The organism is Pseudarthrobacter sp. LMD1-1-1.1 (assembly GCF_040676255.1).
Classification (GTDB): Bacteria; Actinomycetota; Actinomycetes; order Actinomycetales; family Micrococcaceae; genus Arthrobacter.
On the sequence record NZ_JBEGHP010000022.1, the window covers coordinates 108,265 to 121,199 of the forward strand.

Below are 12,935 nucleotides of genomic sequence, written 5' to 3' on the forward strand. Positions count from 1 at the left end.
ACCTATGAGCACTCTCAGCTACGACGCCACCGGCGCTGCCCAGCAGGCGCTTGAACAGCACCTTCCCGCCCTCGTCGAGGACCGGATCGCCACCCGGATCTTCGCCAAAGACCACACGTTGTGGGGTCCGGACGCCGAATCCGAGTCCGCAGTCCGCTTGGGCTGGGTGGAAGCCGCCACCGTTTCACAGCCCCTGGTCAAGGACATCCTGGAACTCCGTGACGCCCTGCGCGCCGAAGGCGTCAGCCGGATCGTACTTTGCGGCATGGGCGGATCATCGCTGGCTCCCGAGGTCATCGCCGGCACGGCCGGCGTCGAGCTGACAGTGCTGGACAGCACGGACCCGGACCAGGTCCGTGCTGCCCTCGCAGACCGGCTGGCCGCCACCGCCATCGTGGTCTCATCCAAGTCCGGTTCCACCCTGGAAACGGATTCCCAGCGGCGGATCTTCGAGCAGGCCTTCACCGAGGCGGGCTTGGACGCCAAGAGCCGGATCATCATCGTGACCGACCCCGGCTCACCGCTGGACAAGGCCTCACGCGAAGCCGGCTACCGGGCTGTCTTCAATGCCGATCCCAACGTCGGAGGCCGCTACTCGGCCCTGACCGCGTTCGGCCTTGTACCCTCCGGCCTGGCCGGGGTGGACATCCAGGCGTTCCTGGACGAGGCAGAAGAAGCTGCCGAAATCCTCAACGATGATGCACCTGAAAACATCGGGCTCGCCCTGGGTACGGCACTGGGCGGGACCAACCCGCTGCGGAACAAGATTGTCATCGCCGAGGACGGCTCCGGCATTGTTGGATTTGCTGACTGGGCTGAACAGCTCATCGCCGAATCCACCGGCAAGCTGGGCACGGGCATCCTGCCGGTCGTCGCAGGCCCGCAGTCCCCGGAGGTCACTTCCGGCGCGGCTGACGTGCTGGTGGTGCGGCTTGTGGCCGCGGATGCCGACATCGAACTCGGCGACAACCAGGTGGCCATCGCCGGCGGCCTTGCCACCCAAATGATGGTGTGGGAGTTCGCCACCGCCGTCGCCGGCCGCCTGCTGGGGATCAACCCCTTCGACCAGCCCGACGTCGAGGCCGCCAAGGTAGCGGCACGCGGACTGCTGGACGCCCAGCCGGAGCCTACGCCGGCGGCATTCGTTGACGGCGCCATCGAGGTGCGCGGCGGCGACTGGCTTGGCGAGGCCGCTACCGCAGAGGGTGCCGTCAAGGCCCTGCTGGGCACCTTGTCCGCCGACAGCTACCTGAGCGTCCAGGCGTACTTCGACCGGTTGGCCTTCGCCGGGCTCGAAGGTATCCGTGACGAACTGGCTGCTGCCACCGGCCGTCCCGTGACGTTCGGTTGGGGCCCGCGCTTCCTGCACTCCACCGGCCAGTTCCACAAGGGCGGCCCTGCCATCGGCGTGTTCCTCCAAGTCACTGCCGCCCCCGCGGAGGACCTAGGTATCCCGGACCGGCCGTTCACCTTTGGTGAGCTGATCGCTGCCCAGGCTGCAGGCGACGCCCAGGTCCTGGGTGAGCATGGCCGTCCCGTGCTGCGCCTCCACCTCACCGACCGTGCCGCCGGCGTGGCCCAGCTGCAGGACGTCGTCGCTGCACTGTCCACCCGCGCATCCGCAACCGAAAGCTAAGGCGCAAAAGTAACCATGCCAGAAACTGAATACGGCAGGAAGGGCGCGGGCCGCGGGCGTAATCCGTTGCGTGATCCGCGTGACCGCCGTTTGAACCGGATCGCCGGTCCGTCGTCGTTGGTCCTTTTTGGGGTCACGGGGGATCTTGCCCGGAAGAAGCTGATGCCGGCGGTGTATGACCTGGCCAACCGTGGGTTGTTGCCGCCGAGCTTCGCGTTGGTGGGCTTCGCCCGCCGGGAGTGGGACAAGGAGGATTTCGCCGCCGAGGTGAAGGCCTCGGTGCAGGCCCATGCCCGCACGCCGTTTGATGAGGCTGTGTGGAACCAGCTCTCTGAGGGCATCAGGTTTGTGCAGGGCGAGTTCGACGACGACGCGGCGTTTGAGCGTCTGGGCGAGACGATCAAGGAACTCGACGACGTCCGGGGCACCCGGGGCAACCACGCGTTCTACCTGTCGATCCCGCCGAAAGCGTTTGAGCAGGTCTGCCGTCAGCTCTCCAAGCACGGCCTGGCGCAGGCCGACGGGGACAAGTGGCGCCGCGTGGTCATCGAGAAGCCGTTCGGTCATGACCTGGAATCGGCCCGGCAGCTCAATGACATTGTGGAGTCGGTGTTCCCGCCGGACGCGGTGTTCCGGATTGACCACTACCTGGGCAAGGAAACGGTGCAGAACATCCTGGCGCTGCGCTTTGCGAACCAGCTGTTCGAGCCCCTGTGGAACGCGAACTACGTGGACCACGTCCAGATCACCATGGCCGAGGACATCGGGACCGGTGGCCGGGCGGGGTATTACGACGGTGTCGGTGCCGCCCGCGACGTGATCCAGAACCACCTACTGCAGCTGCTCGCGCTCACCGCGATGGAGGAACCCATCTCGTTCAACGCCGATGACCTGCGGGCGGAGAAGGAAAAGGTCCTGGCAGCGGTGAAGCTCCCGGAGGATTTGTCGACGCATTCGGCGCGGGGGCAGTTCACCGGCGGCTGGCAGGGCGGCGAGCAGGTCCTGGGCTACCTGGAGGAAGAAGGCATCCCCGCCGATTCCACCACGGAAACCTACGCTGCGGTGCGCGTGGACATCCACACCCGCCGCTGGTCCGGGGTGCCGTTCTACCTGCGTGCGGGCAAGCGACTGGGGCGGCGGGTGACGGAAATCGCGGTGGTGTTCAAGCGCGCCCCGAACCTGCTCTTCCGGGACCACGGCGAGGACGACTTCGGCCAGAACGCCGTGGTGATCCGTGTCCAGCCCGACGAAGGTGTGACCATCCGGTTCGGGTCCAAGGTCCCCGGCACGCAGATGGAAGTCCGGGATGTGACCATGGACTTCGGCTACGGGCACTCGTTCACGGAGTCCTCCCCGGAAGCCTACGAGCGTTTGATCCTGGACGTGCTGCTGGGTGAGCCGCCGCTGTTCCCCCGTCATGAGGAAGTGGAGCTCTCCTGGAAGATCCTTGACCCGTTCGAGGAATACTGGGCATCACTGTCCGAACAGCCCGAACCCTACGCCCCCGGCTCCTGGGGCCCGGCCTCTGCTGACGAGCTGCTGGCCCGCGACGGACGAACCTGGAGAAGGCCATGATCGTTAACCTGCCGGACACCACCACCTCGAAGGTGTCCAAGAAACTCATGGCCCTGCGCGAGCAGGGCGGCGTGATCGCCCTGGGCCGGGTCCTGACCCTCGTGGTCGTGACCAAGTCCGGGCTCGAGGAAGAAGCGATTGAGGCCGCCAACGACGCCTCCCGGGAACACCCCTGCCGGATCATCGTGCTGGCCGACGCCGGGAAGGACAACGAGGACCGGCTCGACGCCCAGATCCGGGTCGGCGGGGACGCCGGAGCCTCCGAGGTCATCGTGCTGCGCGGCTACGGCCAACTCGCCCGCGAAAGTGAGTCCCTGGTCGCCGCGCTGCTGCTCCCGGACGCGCCGATCGTGGCCTGGTGGCCGCACGGCGCCCCCGAGAACGCCTGCGAAACGTCCATCGGGGCGATCGCCCACCGCAGGATCACCGACTCCGCGAACGAACCCGACCCCCAAGCCGCCCTGGAACGCATCCACCGGACCTACAAAGCAGGCGACACCGACCTCGCCTGGACGCGCCTGACCAACTGGCGCATCCAGCTCGCGGCCGCCCTGGACGAGGTGGACTCCTCGCCCGTGACGGCGGTAGCGGTCGAAGGTGCCTCGGACTCCCCCTCCACCATCCTGCTCGCAGCCTGGCTGACCCTGACCCTGGACGCCCCGGTGACCATCGTCGCGGACCCCGCCGGGACCGGCATCCGCCGCGTGCGGCTGACCCGCCCAGGCGGGGACGTCCAACTCTTCCGGCCCGGACTGTCCATCGCCGAGCTCACCCAGCCGGGCCAGCCCGCCCAGCGGATCTCCCTCCCGCGCCGCAGCCTCCGCGACTGCCTCGCCGAAGAACTGCGCCGCCTGGACCCCGACGAAGTATTTGGCGAAGTGATTACTATTGGACTGCCACGTACCAATCTAAGGAGCGTCCGACCCAGTGAGCGTTGACCCACGAGTAAGCATCCATCCTGATTCGTCCGTCCTCATGGCCGCCATAGCGGCACGCCTGATCACCAAGCTCGTTGATGTCCAGGACAAGTACGGCGAAGCCACGGTGGTGCTCACCGGGGGAACCGTCGGGATCGGCACGCTGAAGGCTGTTGCGGACTCCCCGGCGGCGCCCGCCGTCGACTGGTCCAAGGTCAACTTCTGGTGGGGTGACGAACGCTTCGTCGGTGCTGCAGATCCGGACCGGAATACCAAGCAGGCGTTTGACGCGCTGCTGTCCCACATTCCGGTGGACCCGGAACGGATCCACTCTCCGGGTTCTGCCGATGAGTTCGGCACACCCGAAGAAGCGGCTGAGGACTATGCACGCCAGTTGCGGGATGCCGCGGCAGCCGAGCACGCGGCGGACATGTCCGACGACAGGCCCGAGGAACCGTCCGCACTCCCCCGCCTGGACGTGGTGCTGCTGGGGGTTGGTCCTGACGCCCACATTGCTTCGCTGTTCCCGGAGCAGGCCGGAGTCCGCGAGAAGGAGCGCACAGTGGTTGGCGTGCGGAACTCCCCCAAGCCGCCACCGCTGCGGATTTCCCTGACCCTGCCGGCCATCAATACGGCGGCGGAGGTCTGGATGGTTGTGGCAGGCGAGGACAAGGCCGGAGCCGTCGGACTCGCCCTGGCCGGGGCAAACCCGGTGCAGGTGCCTGCGTCGGGCCCCCGGGGAACATCCCGGACCCTGTGGCTTATCGACGAGAACGCAGCGTCACGTGTCCCCGAGCAGCTGGTCCGGAAGGACGCCGCGGGCGCGTAGCTTTTCCAGTGCTCCGGCCAGGACGTCCTCGGCGTCCTGGCCGGAGCGCCGTTCTTTAACGTATTCCAGGTGGCTCTTGTAGCCGTCGTCGAACGGGTCATCCGGCGCCGCCGCCTGGCCGTCCCGGGAAGCGGTCGCGCCGCACCGCCGGCAGTCCCACGTCTGCGGAATCTGGTCGTCAGGCATTTTCAGGAACACCGGCTGGGTCTCATGGCCCTTCGCGCACCAGTAGGACACCCGGATGCGCGGGAGGGGCCGGGAGGACGAGTCATTGTTCTGCAGGCTCGATCCGGAGCCTGCGACAACACCGGCACGGGTGCCTCGGAAGCCTGATGCTGGATGGACCATGGAAACTCCTGCCTCGAAGCGGACGCCGGAGCCCTGCAGCTTAAACAAAAACTGTGGCTGCCGGGTAAACCGACAGCCACAGTTTAGATGCCAGGGCGGGGCGGCGGGAGTGCCGCAGGACCCTATCCAGCGGACCCTTTAGGAGTCGCCGGCGCCGCTGAAGCGCATGATCAGGCCAAGCCCGATGATCACCACACCCCAGGTGACGCCCAGGATGATGGTGAAGCGGTTGAGGTTGCGTTCTGCCACGCCCGAGGAGCTGAGGCCTGAGCTCATGCCGCCGCCGAACATATCTGACAGTCCGCCGCCGCGTCCCTTGTGCAGGAGGATCAGCAGCGTCAGCAGGAGGCTGGTGATACCCAGGAGGATCTGCAGAATGACATGAAGAACGTCCACGACGGCCTTTCGGAAGTTGGAATTGCGGGAGTATGCGCTGGCTACGGACTAGTCCGTGACCAGGTGGCTCTCGAACCTGACAATATTAGCAAACTCAGCCGGGTCAAGGCTGGCGCCACCCACCAGGAGGCCGTCCACATCGCGCTCCTGCAGGATGGCGGCAGCGTTGTTGGCCTTGACTGAGCCGCCGTACAGCAGCCGGGTCTTGGCTGCCACGTCGGCACCGAAAAGGCTCTCGAGTTCTGCACGGATGGCGGCACACATTTCCTGTGCGTCCTCCGGTCCGGCCACTTCACCGGTGCCGATGGCCCAGACGGGCTCATACGCAACCACCAGTTCGGCTGCCTGCTCGTTGGTCAGGCCCGCCACTCCGGCACGGAGCTGCTGGAGCGTGTGCTCGACGTGGGTCCCGGCCTGGCGGATTTCCAGTCCTTCCCCCACGCAAAGGACGGGGGTGACGCCGTGCTTGAACGCTGCCTTGACCTTGGCGTTGAGGACGTCGTCGGACTCGTTGTGGATGGTCCGGCGTTCGCTGTGGCCCACCAGCACGTACTTGCAGCCGAGCTTGTTCAGGAACTGCCCGGAGATGTCGCCGGTGTAGGCGCCTGAGTCGAACTGCGACAGGTCCTGGCCACCATACGCGACCTGCAGGTCGTCGCCCTGCACCAGGGTCTGGACCCCGCGGAGGTCGGTGAACGGCGGGAAGACGGCAACCTCGACGCGGCTGTAGTCATGCTTTGCGTCGGACAGCGTCCAGGCGAGTTTCTGCAGGAGGGTGATGCCCTGCACGTGGTCCATGTTCATTTTCCAGTTGCCCGCGATGAAGGGCTTGCGGTCGAAAGCGCCGTTCGTTGACGTAGTCACGTAATCTCCAAAAAGTTCTTGATATGTAATCGGCCGGCAGGCTGCCATGGGCAACCTGCCGGCCGGAGGACTGCGAGGTCCATTACTGGCGGACAGCAGCGGTGATTCTGCCGTCCCGCTTTACCGGTCCGGTTCTAGCGGTCCAGGACGCTGAGGCCGGGGAGTTCCTTGCCTTCGAGGTACTCCAGGCTGGCGCCGCCGCCGGTGGAAATGTGGCCGAACTGGTCATCGCTGAATCCCAGGGTGCGTACTGCCGCGGCCGAATCTCCGCCGCCCACCACTGTGAACCCATCGGTGCCGGTCAGGGCCTGGGCGATGGCGCGGGTGCCTGCAGAGAAGGCTTCGAATTCGAAGACGCCCATGGGGCCGTTCCAGAAGACCGTACGGGCTCCCTTGATCCGCTCAGCGAAGGCGGCAGCGGTATCAGGACCAATGTCCAGGCCGATGCCCTGGGCACCAAAGCTGCTGCCCTCAATCGCGTCGGCTGCAACCGTTTCGTGCGCAGCGTCGGCAGCGAACTTCTCTGCCACCACCACGTCCGTGGGAACCACGAACTCAGTGCCGGCGTCCGCGGCGCGCTTCAGGTAGTCCTGGACCACCGGGATCTGGTCCTCTTCAAGGAGGCTTGAGGCAACCTTGTGGCCCTGTGCCGCCAGGAAGGTGAAGAGCATGCCTCCGCCCACCAGGATGGTGTCAGCCTTGCCGATCAGGTTGTTGATCACCGCGAGCTTGTCCGAGACCTTGGAACCGCCCAGAACCACCACGTAGGGGCGCTGGGTGTCGGCGGTCAGCTTCCGCAGGACCTCAACCTCGGTGTGCACCAGGTCGCCCTGGTACGACGGCAGCCGGGTGGCGACGTCGTAGACGCTGGCGTGCTTGCGGTGGACGGCACCGAAGGCATCGTCCACGTAGGCGCCGTTGCTGCCGGTGAGTGCCACCAGCTCGTCGGCGAAGGCGCCGCGTTCGGCGTCGTCCTTGCTGGTCTCCCGGGCGTCGAAGCGGACGTTCTCCAGAACGAGTGCTTCACCGTCCTGCAGGGATGCGGCGGCAGCCTTGGCGGCGTCGCCGACGGTATCGGCCGCCAGGGTTACCTTGAAGCCCGCCAGCTCGGCGAGGCGGTCCACTGCGGGGCGAAGGGAGTATTTGTCCTCCGGGGCGCCCTTGGGGCGTCCGAGGTGGGCTGTTACCAGCACGCGGGCACCGGCGTCCGTGAGCTTTGCCAGCACTGGGAGTGAGGCCTTGATGCGGCCGTCGTCAGTGACTGTAGAGCCGTCGAGCGGCACATTCAGGTCACTTCGAACCAGAATGTACCGCCCGCGGACACCTTCAGCGATCAGTTCGTTGAGGGTGTGTGATGTCATGTGTCTAACCCTAGCCCAGCTTGGCTGCTACAAGCTCCGTGAGGTCGACGAGGCGGTTGGAGTAGCCCCATTCGTTGTCATACCAGGAAACAACCTTGACCTGGTTGCCAATGACCTTCGTCAGGCCGGCGTCGAAGATCGACGACGCGGGGTCACCAACGATGTCGGAGGACACGATCGGCTCTTCCGTATAGGTCAGGAAGCCCTGCAGCTCGTCGGACTCGGAAGCACGCTTGAGGGCTGCGTTGACTTCCTCGACGGTGGTTTCGCGGGAGACGGTGACGGTGAGGTCGGTGGCGGAGCCGGTGGGCACGGGAACGCGGATGGCGTAGCCGTCCAGCTTGCCCTTGAGCTCAGGCAGGACCAGGCCAATGGCCTTGGCGGCACCGGTGGAGGTGGGAACCATGTTGATGGCTGCGGCACGTGCACGGCGCAGGTCCTTGTGCGGGCCGTCCTGGAGGTTCTGGTCGGCGGTGTAGGCGTGCACGGTGGTCATGAGCCCGCGCTCGATGCCGAACTCGTCGTTGACGACCTTTGCCAGCGGGCCGAGGCAGTTGGTGGTGCAGGACGCGTTGGAAATGATGTTGTGCTTGGCGTTGTCGTAGAGGTTGTGGTTAACACCCATGACGATGGTGATGTCCTCGTCCGAAGCCGGAGCGGAGATCAGGACCTTCTTGGCGCCGGCATCGATGTGCTTCCTGGCGTCGGCAGCCTTGGTGAAGAACCCGGTGGATTCGATCACGATGTCAACGCCCAGCTCACCCCAGGGGAGGTTGGCGGGATCGCGCTCGGCCAGGACCTTGACCACGTTGCCGTTGACGACGATGTTGCCGTCCTTGACCTCGATGGTTTCCTTCAGCCGGCCGCCGACAGAGTCGTACTTGAACAGGTGGGCCAGGGCTTCGGGGCTGGTGAGGTCGTTGACGGCAACGATCTCGAGGTCTGCGCCTTGGGCAAGCGCTGCGCGGAAGTAGTTGCGGCCAATGCGGCCAAAGCCGTTGATACCAATACGGGTCGTCACTTTTACAGTCTCCTTGGTGCTTTGAAAAGCACTACTAGTTGAGCGGGCGTTGAAGCCAACTAACAGATCCCGCACGCCATTGGGCAGAGATGATTTACACGGAGGGCGACCAGCCTCATTGCTGAAGGCTAACCGCCTTCCGTGACCTATCTTACGTTTAACTGGGTCCGCCCCCGCAAGTGCGGGGGCGGACGGTCCACATCCCGGCCTGTTTAAGTCAGAATGTGAAGTTTGTTACAGCGATGTATATCGCACGTCACTACGGAAGGGTGATGAGTCCCGTGGCGTTGGTGCGTGCTGCCTCGAAGCGCTGGGCGACGTCGGCCCAGTTGACGATGTTCCAGAACGCCTTAACGTAGTCGGCCTTGACGTTGACGTAGTCCAGGTAGAAGGCGTGCTCCCACATGTCCAGCATCAGCAGCGGGGTGGTGCCCAGCGCAACGTTGCCCTGCTGGTCGTAGAGCTGCTCGATGACCAGGTTCCCGCCGATGGGCTCGTAGGCCAGGAAGCCCCAGCCCGAACCCTGCAGGCCCAGGGCCGCGGCGGAGAACTGGGCACGGAACGCGTCGAAGGAGCCGAAGGCGTCATCGATCGCTGCAGCCAGTTCGCCCTCGGGCTTGTCGCCGCCGTCCGGGGAGAGGTTCTTCCAGAACACGGAGTGGTTGATGTGGCCGCCGGTGTGGAACGCGAGGTCCTTGGAGAGCCGGTTGATGTTGGCGAAGTCGCCCTTTTCGCGGGCCTCGGCCAGCTGGGCCAGGGCGTTGTTGGCGCCTGCCACGTAGGTGGCGTGGTGCTTGCTGTGGTGCAGCTCCATGATCCGCGCAGAGATGTGCGGTTCGAGGGCGGCGTAATCGTAGCTGAGTTCCGGCAATACGTACTCGGTCACAAAATCCTCCAATATCGTGGACCAGGAAGGCCCGGTTGGTAACTCTTGGATTGTGCATCCGGGCATCTGGTGCCCGGAATTATTTCTGATTCTATGGGGCGCCTACTCGTCCAGCATTTCAGGCGTCACATTGGCGTCCGTTCCGGGAATGCCCAGGTCAAGCGCACGCTTGTCCGCCATGGCCAGCAGGCGGCGGATGCGGCCGGCGATCGCGTCCTTGGTCATCACGGGGTCGGCCAGCCGGCCCAGCTCGTCAAGGCTGGCCTGTTTGTGCGCCACCCGCAGCTCGCCGGCGTACTTCAGGTGGTCCGGGACGTCGTCGCCCAGGATTTCCAGGGCCCGGTCCACGCGTGCGCCGGCAGCCACGGCTGCCTGGGCGGAGCGGCGCAGGTTGGCGTCATCGAAGTTCGCGAGCCGGTTGGCTGTGGCCCTGACTTCCTTGCGCATCCGGCGTTCCTCCCACACCATCAGTGCGTCGTGGGCGCCCATGCGGGTCAGGAGCGCGGCGATGGTGTCGCCGTCGCGGATGACGACGCGGTCCACTCCCCTGACCTCACGGGCCTTGGCCTGGATGTCCAGGCGGCGGGCGGCGCCCACCAGGGCCAGGGCCGATTCCGGACCCGGGCAGGTGACTTCCAGCGATGACGACCGGCCGGGTTCGGTGAGCGAACCATGCGCCAGGAACGCCCCGCGCCACACGGCTTCGGCGTCTGCGGCCGAGCCGTTGACGACGGCGGACGGCAGGCCGCGCACGGGGCGGCCGCGGCCATCCAGCAGGCCCGTCTGGCGGGCCAGCGCCTCGCCGTCGCGGACCACGCGGACCACGTAGCGGCTGGCGCGGCGGAGTCCGCCGGCGGAGACCACGATGATTTCGCTCTGGTGTCCGTAGACCTCGGCGATGGCGGCGCGGAGCCGGCGTGCAGTGGACGCGAGGTCAACTTCCGCCTCGATGACGATCCTGCCCGAAATGATGTGCAGTCCCCCGGCGAACCGGAGCATTGCGGAGACTTCAGCCTTGCGCACTGATGACTTCTTGATGTCCAGACGGGACAGTTCTTCCTTGACCGATGCTGTCAGTGCCATGGCACCTTCCTAACTGTTCCCAAAAATGTCCTGGTACGCCGTGGCCAGCCGGAGCGGCTCATGGACGGGGCGGCGTCCCGACGCCCCTACTTTACCCAAGACCACCTCCGCGCCGATCATGCCGGCGGCCTTCTCGAACTCCTGCCGGTCCGGTACCGACGCGGGATCCGCCAGGACCACGTCCACACTGAACTCGGGGGCGTAGCGCCGGAGGACGTGGAGGTGGTCGGCCGCCGTCATGCCGCTGGTTTCCTTGGTGTCCGTGGCGAGGTTCATGGTGAGGCAGCGTTTGGCAGGGGTGCTGCACAGTGCCTGCCGCATCTCCGGCAGGAGCAGGTGCGGAAGGACTGACGTGTACCAGGAGCCGGGACCCAGGACCACCCAGTCTGCCAGTTCGATGGCCGTCAGTGCGTCGGTGCAGGCAGGCGCGGCCTCGGGCAGGAGCCGGACCTCCTCCAGCGAGCCGGCCACGGCACAGCGTGCCTGTCCGTGGATGGTGTGGAGGGCAGTTCCGCCGTCGGGTGCGGTGACGCGGACGTCGCCTTCGATGGTGAGCGGGACCGTGGACATGGGCAGCACCTGGCCGCGGGCGCCCAGCAGCGCACCGGCCCATTTGAGTCCTGCGACGGCGTCGCCCAGCAACTCCCACAGGGTGACGATCAGGAGGTTGCCCATGGCGTGCTCATCCAGCGAACCCCCGGGGCCTTTCCCGGCCCGGAACCGGTGCTGCATGACGTCACGCCAGGTGCGTCCCCAGTCGGTGTCGTCGCACAGCGCGGACAGCGCCATGCGGAGGTCTCCCGGCGGGAGGACGCCGTACTCTTCGCGCAGGCGCCCGGACGAGCCGCCGTCGTCCGCCACCGTCACCACTGCGGTGAGCTCGGAGGTGAGCAGGCGCAAAGCCGACAGCGAGGCCGCCAGGCCGTGCCCGCCACCCAGGGCCACGACGTTGGGGCCCTTGTCCTGCTGGCCCGAGCCCTTACCAGCGGCCGGCGGCACCAGGGGCAGGGCTCCGGTGAACAGCGCCATTACTCGCGGCCCAGATCCCGGTGCGCGGTGGTCACCGTGACCCGCGGATACTGGGCGAGTTTCTTGGAGAGTTCAACCGCGACTGCGACGGAGCGGTGCTTGCCGCCCGTGCAGCCGACGGCGATGGTGGCGTAGTGCTTGTTCTCCCTGCGGTATCCCTCCAGGACCGGTTCCAGGGCCAGGACGTAGCGGTCCACGAAGTTCTTCACGCCCTCGGCCTCCAGGACGTAGTCGCTGACGTCCTTGTCCAGGCCGGTCTGCGGGCGCAGCTGGGGCACCCAGTGGGGATTGGGGATGAACCGGACGTCGGCCACATAGTTGGCATCGACCGGGAGGCCGTACTTGAAGCCGAAGCTCATGACGTTGAGCCGCAGGGCCACCGGGCCGGTTTCACTGAACAGTTCGGTGATGGCCGTGGCCAGCCCGTGGACGTTGTAGTTGGAGGTGTCGAGGACGACGTCGGAGCTGTCGCGCAGTTCCTGCAGCAGCTCACGTTCGGCGGCGATGCCGTCAAGGATGCGTCCGCCTCCCTGCAGCGGGTGCGGGCGCCGGCCCTGTTCGAACCTCCGGACCAGGACGTTGTCGCTGGCGTCGAGGAACAGGACGCGGAAGGTCACACCGCTGGCCGCCAGGGCCCCCAGGGCTGCACGGATATCCGCAAAGAGTCCCTTGCTGCGGACATCGATCACCACGGCCAGCCGTGGAATCGACTGCGGGGCGTGGGAGACCAGCTCCGCGAGCGTGCCCAGCATCTGCGGCGGCAGGTTCTCCACGACGTACCAGCCGTGGTCCTCCAGCGCGTCCGCGGCGGTGCTCCGTCCGGCGCCGGACATCCCGGTGACCACCAGCAGTTCCGCTTCGAGCGGCTTGACGGGCTCCAGCCCGTCGTGGCCCGCTCCGGATCCCGCGGTCGTGTCTGCCATGAAGCCTGCCCCGTTTCCTCGTTGTTCCCGGGGCCGCCGCTGTGGCACTGCCCCGTCCTTTACCCTA

At 66.3% G+C, this 12,935-nt stretch carries 13 protein-coding genes; 4 read left to right on the forward strand and 9 right to left on the reverse strand.

Translation table 11 applies throughout. The annotated features are described in order from the left end of the window. The first annotated feature begins 4 nt into the window (after window positions 1–4). Genes MRBLMD1_RS11110 through pgl form a run of 4 tightly spaced genes read left to right on the forward strand, consistent with a single transcriptional unit; the run spans window position 5 to window position 4,957 of the window. On the forward strand, window positions 5–1,636 hold the full coding sequence (locus MRBLMD1_RS11110; protein WP_364399478.1) for a glucose-6-phosphate isomerase: 1,632 nt from the start codon (window positions 5–7) through the stop codon (window positions 1,634–1,636). Between the two features lie 15 nt (window positions 1,637–1,651). Next, window positions 1,652–3,211 carry a glucose-6-phosphate dehydrogenase gene (gene zwf / locus MRBLMD1_RS11115; protein WP_159632054.1) on the forward strand — a complete coding sequence of 520 codons (1,560 nt, stop codon included), beginning with the start codon at window positions 1,652–1,654 and terminating at the stop codon, window positions 3,209–3,211. Next, on the forward strand, window positions 3,208–4,149 hold the full coding sequence (locus MRBLMD1_RS11120) for a glucose-6-phosphate dehydrogenase assembly protein OpcA (protein ID WP_159632055.1): 942 nt from the start codon (window positions 3,208–3,210) through the stop codon (window positions 4,147–4,149). Before zwf ends, MRBLMD1_RS11120 begins: the two co-directional genes overlap by 4 nt. Then, entirely contained in the window at window positions 4,139–4,957 is an 819-nt protein-coding gene (gene pgl, locus MRBLMD1_RS11125) for a 6-phosphogluconolactonase (protein WP_307490148.1), read from the forward strand. Before MRBLMD1_RS11120 ends, pgl begins: the two co-directional genes overlap by 11 nt. Here the strand turns inward: pgl and MRBLMD1_RS11130 are convergent. From MRBLMD1_RS11130 to rapZ, 9 genes are all read right to left on the reverse strand, one after another. Further along, window positions 4,910–5,305, reverse strand: coding sequence for an RNA polymerase-binding protein RbpA (locus tag MRBLMD1_RS11130; protein WP_364399482.1), 396 nt, complete (start codon window positions 5,303–5,305; stop codon window positions 4,910–4,912). The genes pgl and MRBLMD1_RS11130 overlap by 48 nt on opposite strands. Window positions 5,306–5,443: 138 nt before the next feature. Further along, window positions 5,444–5,701: a preprotein translocase subunit SecG gene (secG, locus tag MRBLMD1_RS11135; protein WP_159632058.1), complete on the reverse strand. Its 258-nt coding sequence runs from the start codon at window positions 5,699–5,701 to the stop codon at window positions 5,444–5,446. 48 nt (window positions 5,702–5,749) lie between these two features. Next, window positions 5,750–6,565, reverse strand: coding sequence for a triose-phosphate isomerase (gene tpiA / locus MRBLMD1_RS11140; RefSeq protein ID WP_275180079.1), 816 nt, complete (start codon window positions 6,563–6,565; stop codon window positions 5,750–5,752). 134 nt (window positions 6,566–6,699) lie between these two features. Next, complete coding sequence (locus tag MRBLMD1_RS11145) at window positions 6,700–7,926, reverse strand: phosphoglycerate kinase (protein WP_159632060.1); 1,227 nt, start codon at window positions 7,924–7,926, stop codon at window positions 6,700–6,702. 10 nt (window positions 7,927–7,936) lie between these two features. Next, window positions 7,937–8,947 (reverse strand): type I glyceraldehyde-3-phosphate dehydrogenase, encoded by a 1,011-nt coding sequence (gene gap, locus MRBLMD1_RS11150; protein WP_159632061.1) that lies wholly within the window; start codon window positions 8,945–8,947, stop codon window positions 7,937–7,939. Between the two features lie 259 nt (window positions 8,948–9,206). Then, window positions 9,207–9,833: a superoxide dismutase gene (locus tag MRBLMD1_RS11155; protein WP_159632062.1), complete on the reverse strand. Its 627-nt coding sequence runs from the start codon at window positions 9,831–9,833 to the stop codon at window positions 9,207–9,209. A gap of 102 nt (window positions 9,834–9,935) precedes the next feature. Then, complete coding sequence (gene whiA, locus MRBLMD1_RS11160; RefSeq protein ID WP_015937022.1) at window positions 9,936–10,916, reverse strand: DNA-binding protein WhiA; 981 nt, start codon at window positions 10,914–10,916, stop codon at window positions 9,936–9,938. A gap of 9 nt (window positions 10,917–10,925) precedes the next feature. Then, window positions 10,926–11,945: a gluconeogenesis factor YvcK family protein gene (locus MRBLMD1_RS11165; RefSeq protein WP_324645201.1), complete on the reverse strand. Its 1,020-nt coding sequence runs from the start codon at window positions 11,943–11,945 to the stop codon at window positions 10,926–10,928. Further along, window positions 11,945–12,868 carry an RNase adapter RapZ gene (rapZ, locus tag MRBLMD1_RS11170; protein ID WP_159632064.1) on the reverse strand — a complete coding sequence of 308 codons (924 nt, stop codon included), beginning with the start codon at window positions 12,866–12,868 and terminating at the stop codon, window positions 11,945–11,947. Before rapZ ends, MRBLMD1_RS11165 begins: the two co-directional genes overlap by 1 nt. Window positions 12,869–12,935: the final 67 nt, after the last annotated feature.

What these genes read in the sequence shown, in the direction of transcription:
- MRBLMD1_RS11110 (WP_364399478.1), top strand. Translation starts at nt 5, where the DNA reads ATGAGCACTCTCAGCTACGACGCCACCGGCGCTGCCCAGCAGGCGCTT.
- zwf (WP_159632054.1), top strand. Translation starts at nt 1,652, where the DNA reads ATGCCAGAAACTGAATACGGCAGGAAGGGCGCGGGCCGCGGGCGTAAT.
- MRBLMD1_RS11120 (WP_159632055.1), top strand. Translation starts at nt 3,208, where the DNA reads ATGATCGTTAACCTGCCGGACACCACCACCTCGAAGGTGTCCAAGAAA.
- MRBLMD1_RS11130 (WP_364399482.1), bottom strand. Translation starts at nt 5,305, where the DNA reads ATGGTCCATCCAGCATCAGGCTTCCGAGGCACCCGTGCCGGTGTTGTC.
- MRBLMD1_RS11145 (WP_159632060.1), bottom strand. Translation starts at nt 7,926, where the DNA reads ATGACATCACACACCCTCAACGAACTGATCGCTGAAGGTGTCCGCGGG.
- whiA (WP_015937022.1), bottom strand. Translation starts at nt 10,916, where the DNA reads ATGGCACTGACAGCATCGGTCAAGGAAGAACTGTCCCGTCTGGACATC.
- MRBLMD1_RS11165 (WP_324645201.1), bottom strand. Translation starts at nt 11,945, where the DNA reads ATGGCGCTGTTCACCGGAGCCCTGCCCCTGGTGCCGCCGGCCGCTGGT.
- rapZ (WP_159632064.1), bottom strand. Translation starts at nt 12,868, where the DNA reads ATGGCAGACACGACCGCGGGATCCGGAGCGGGCCACGACGGGCTGGAG.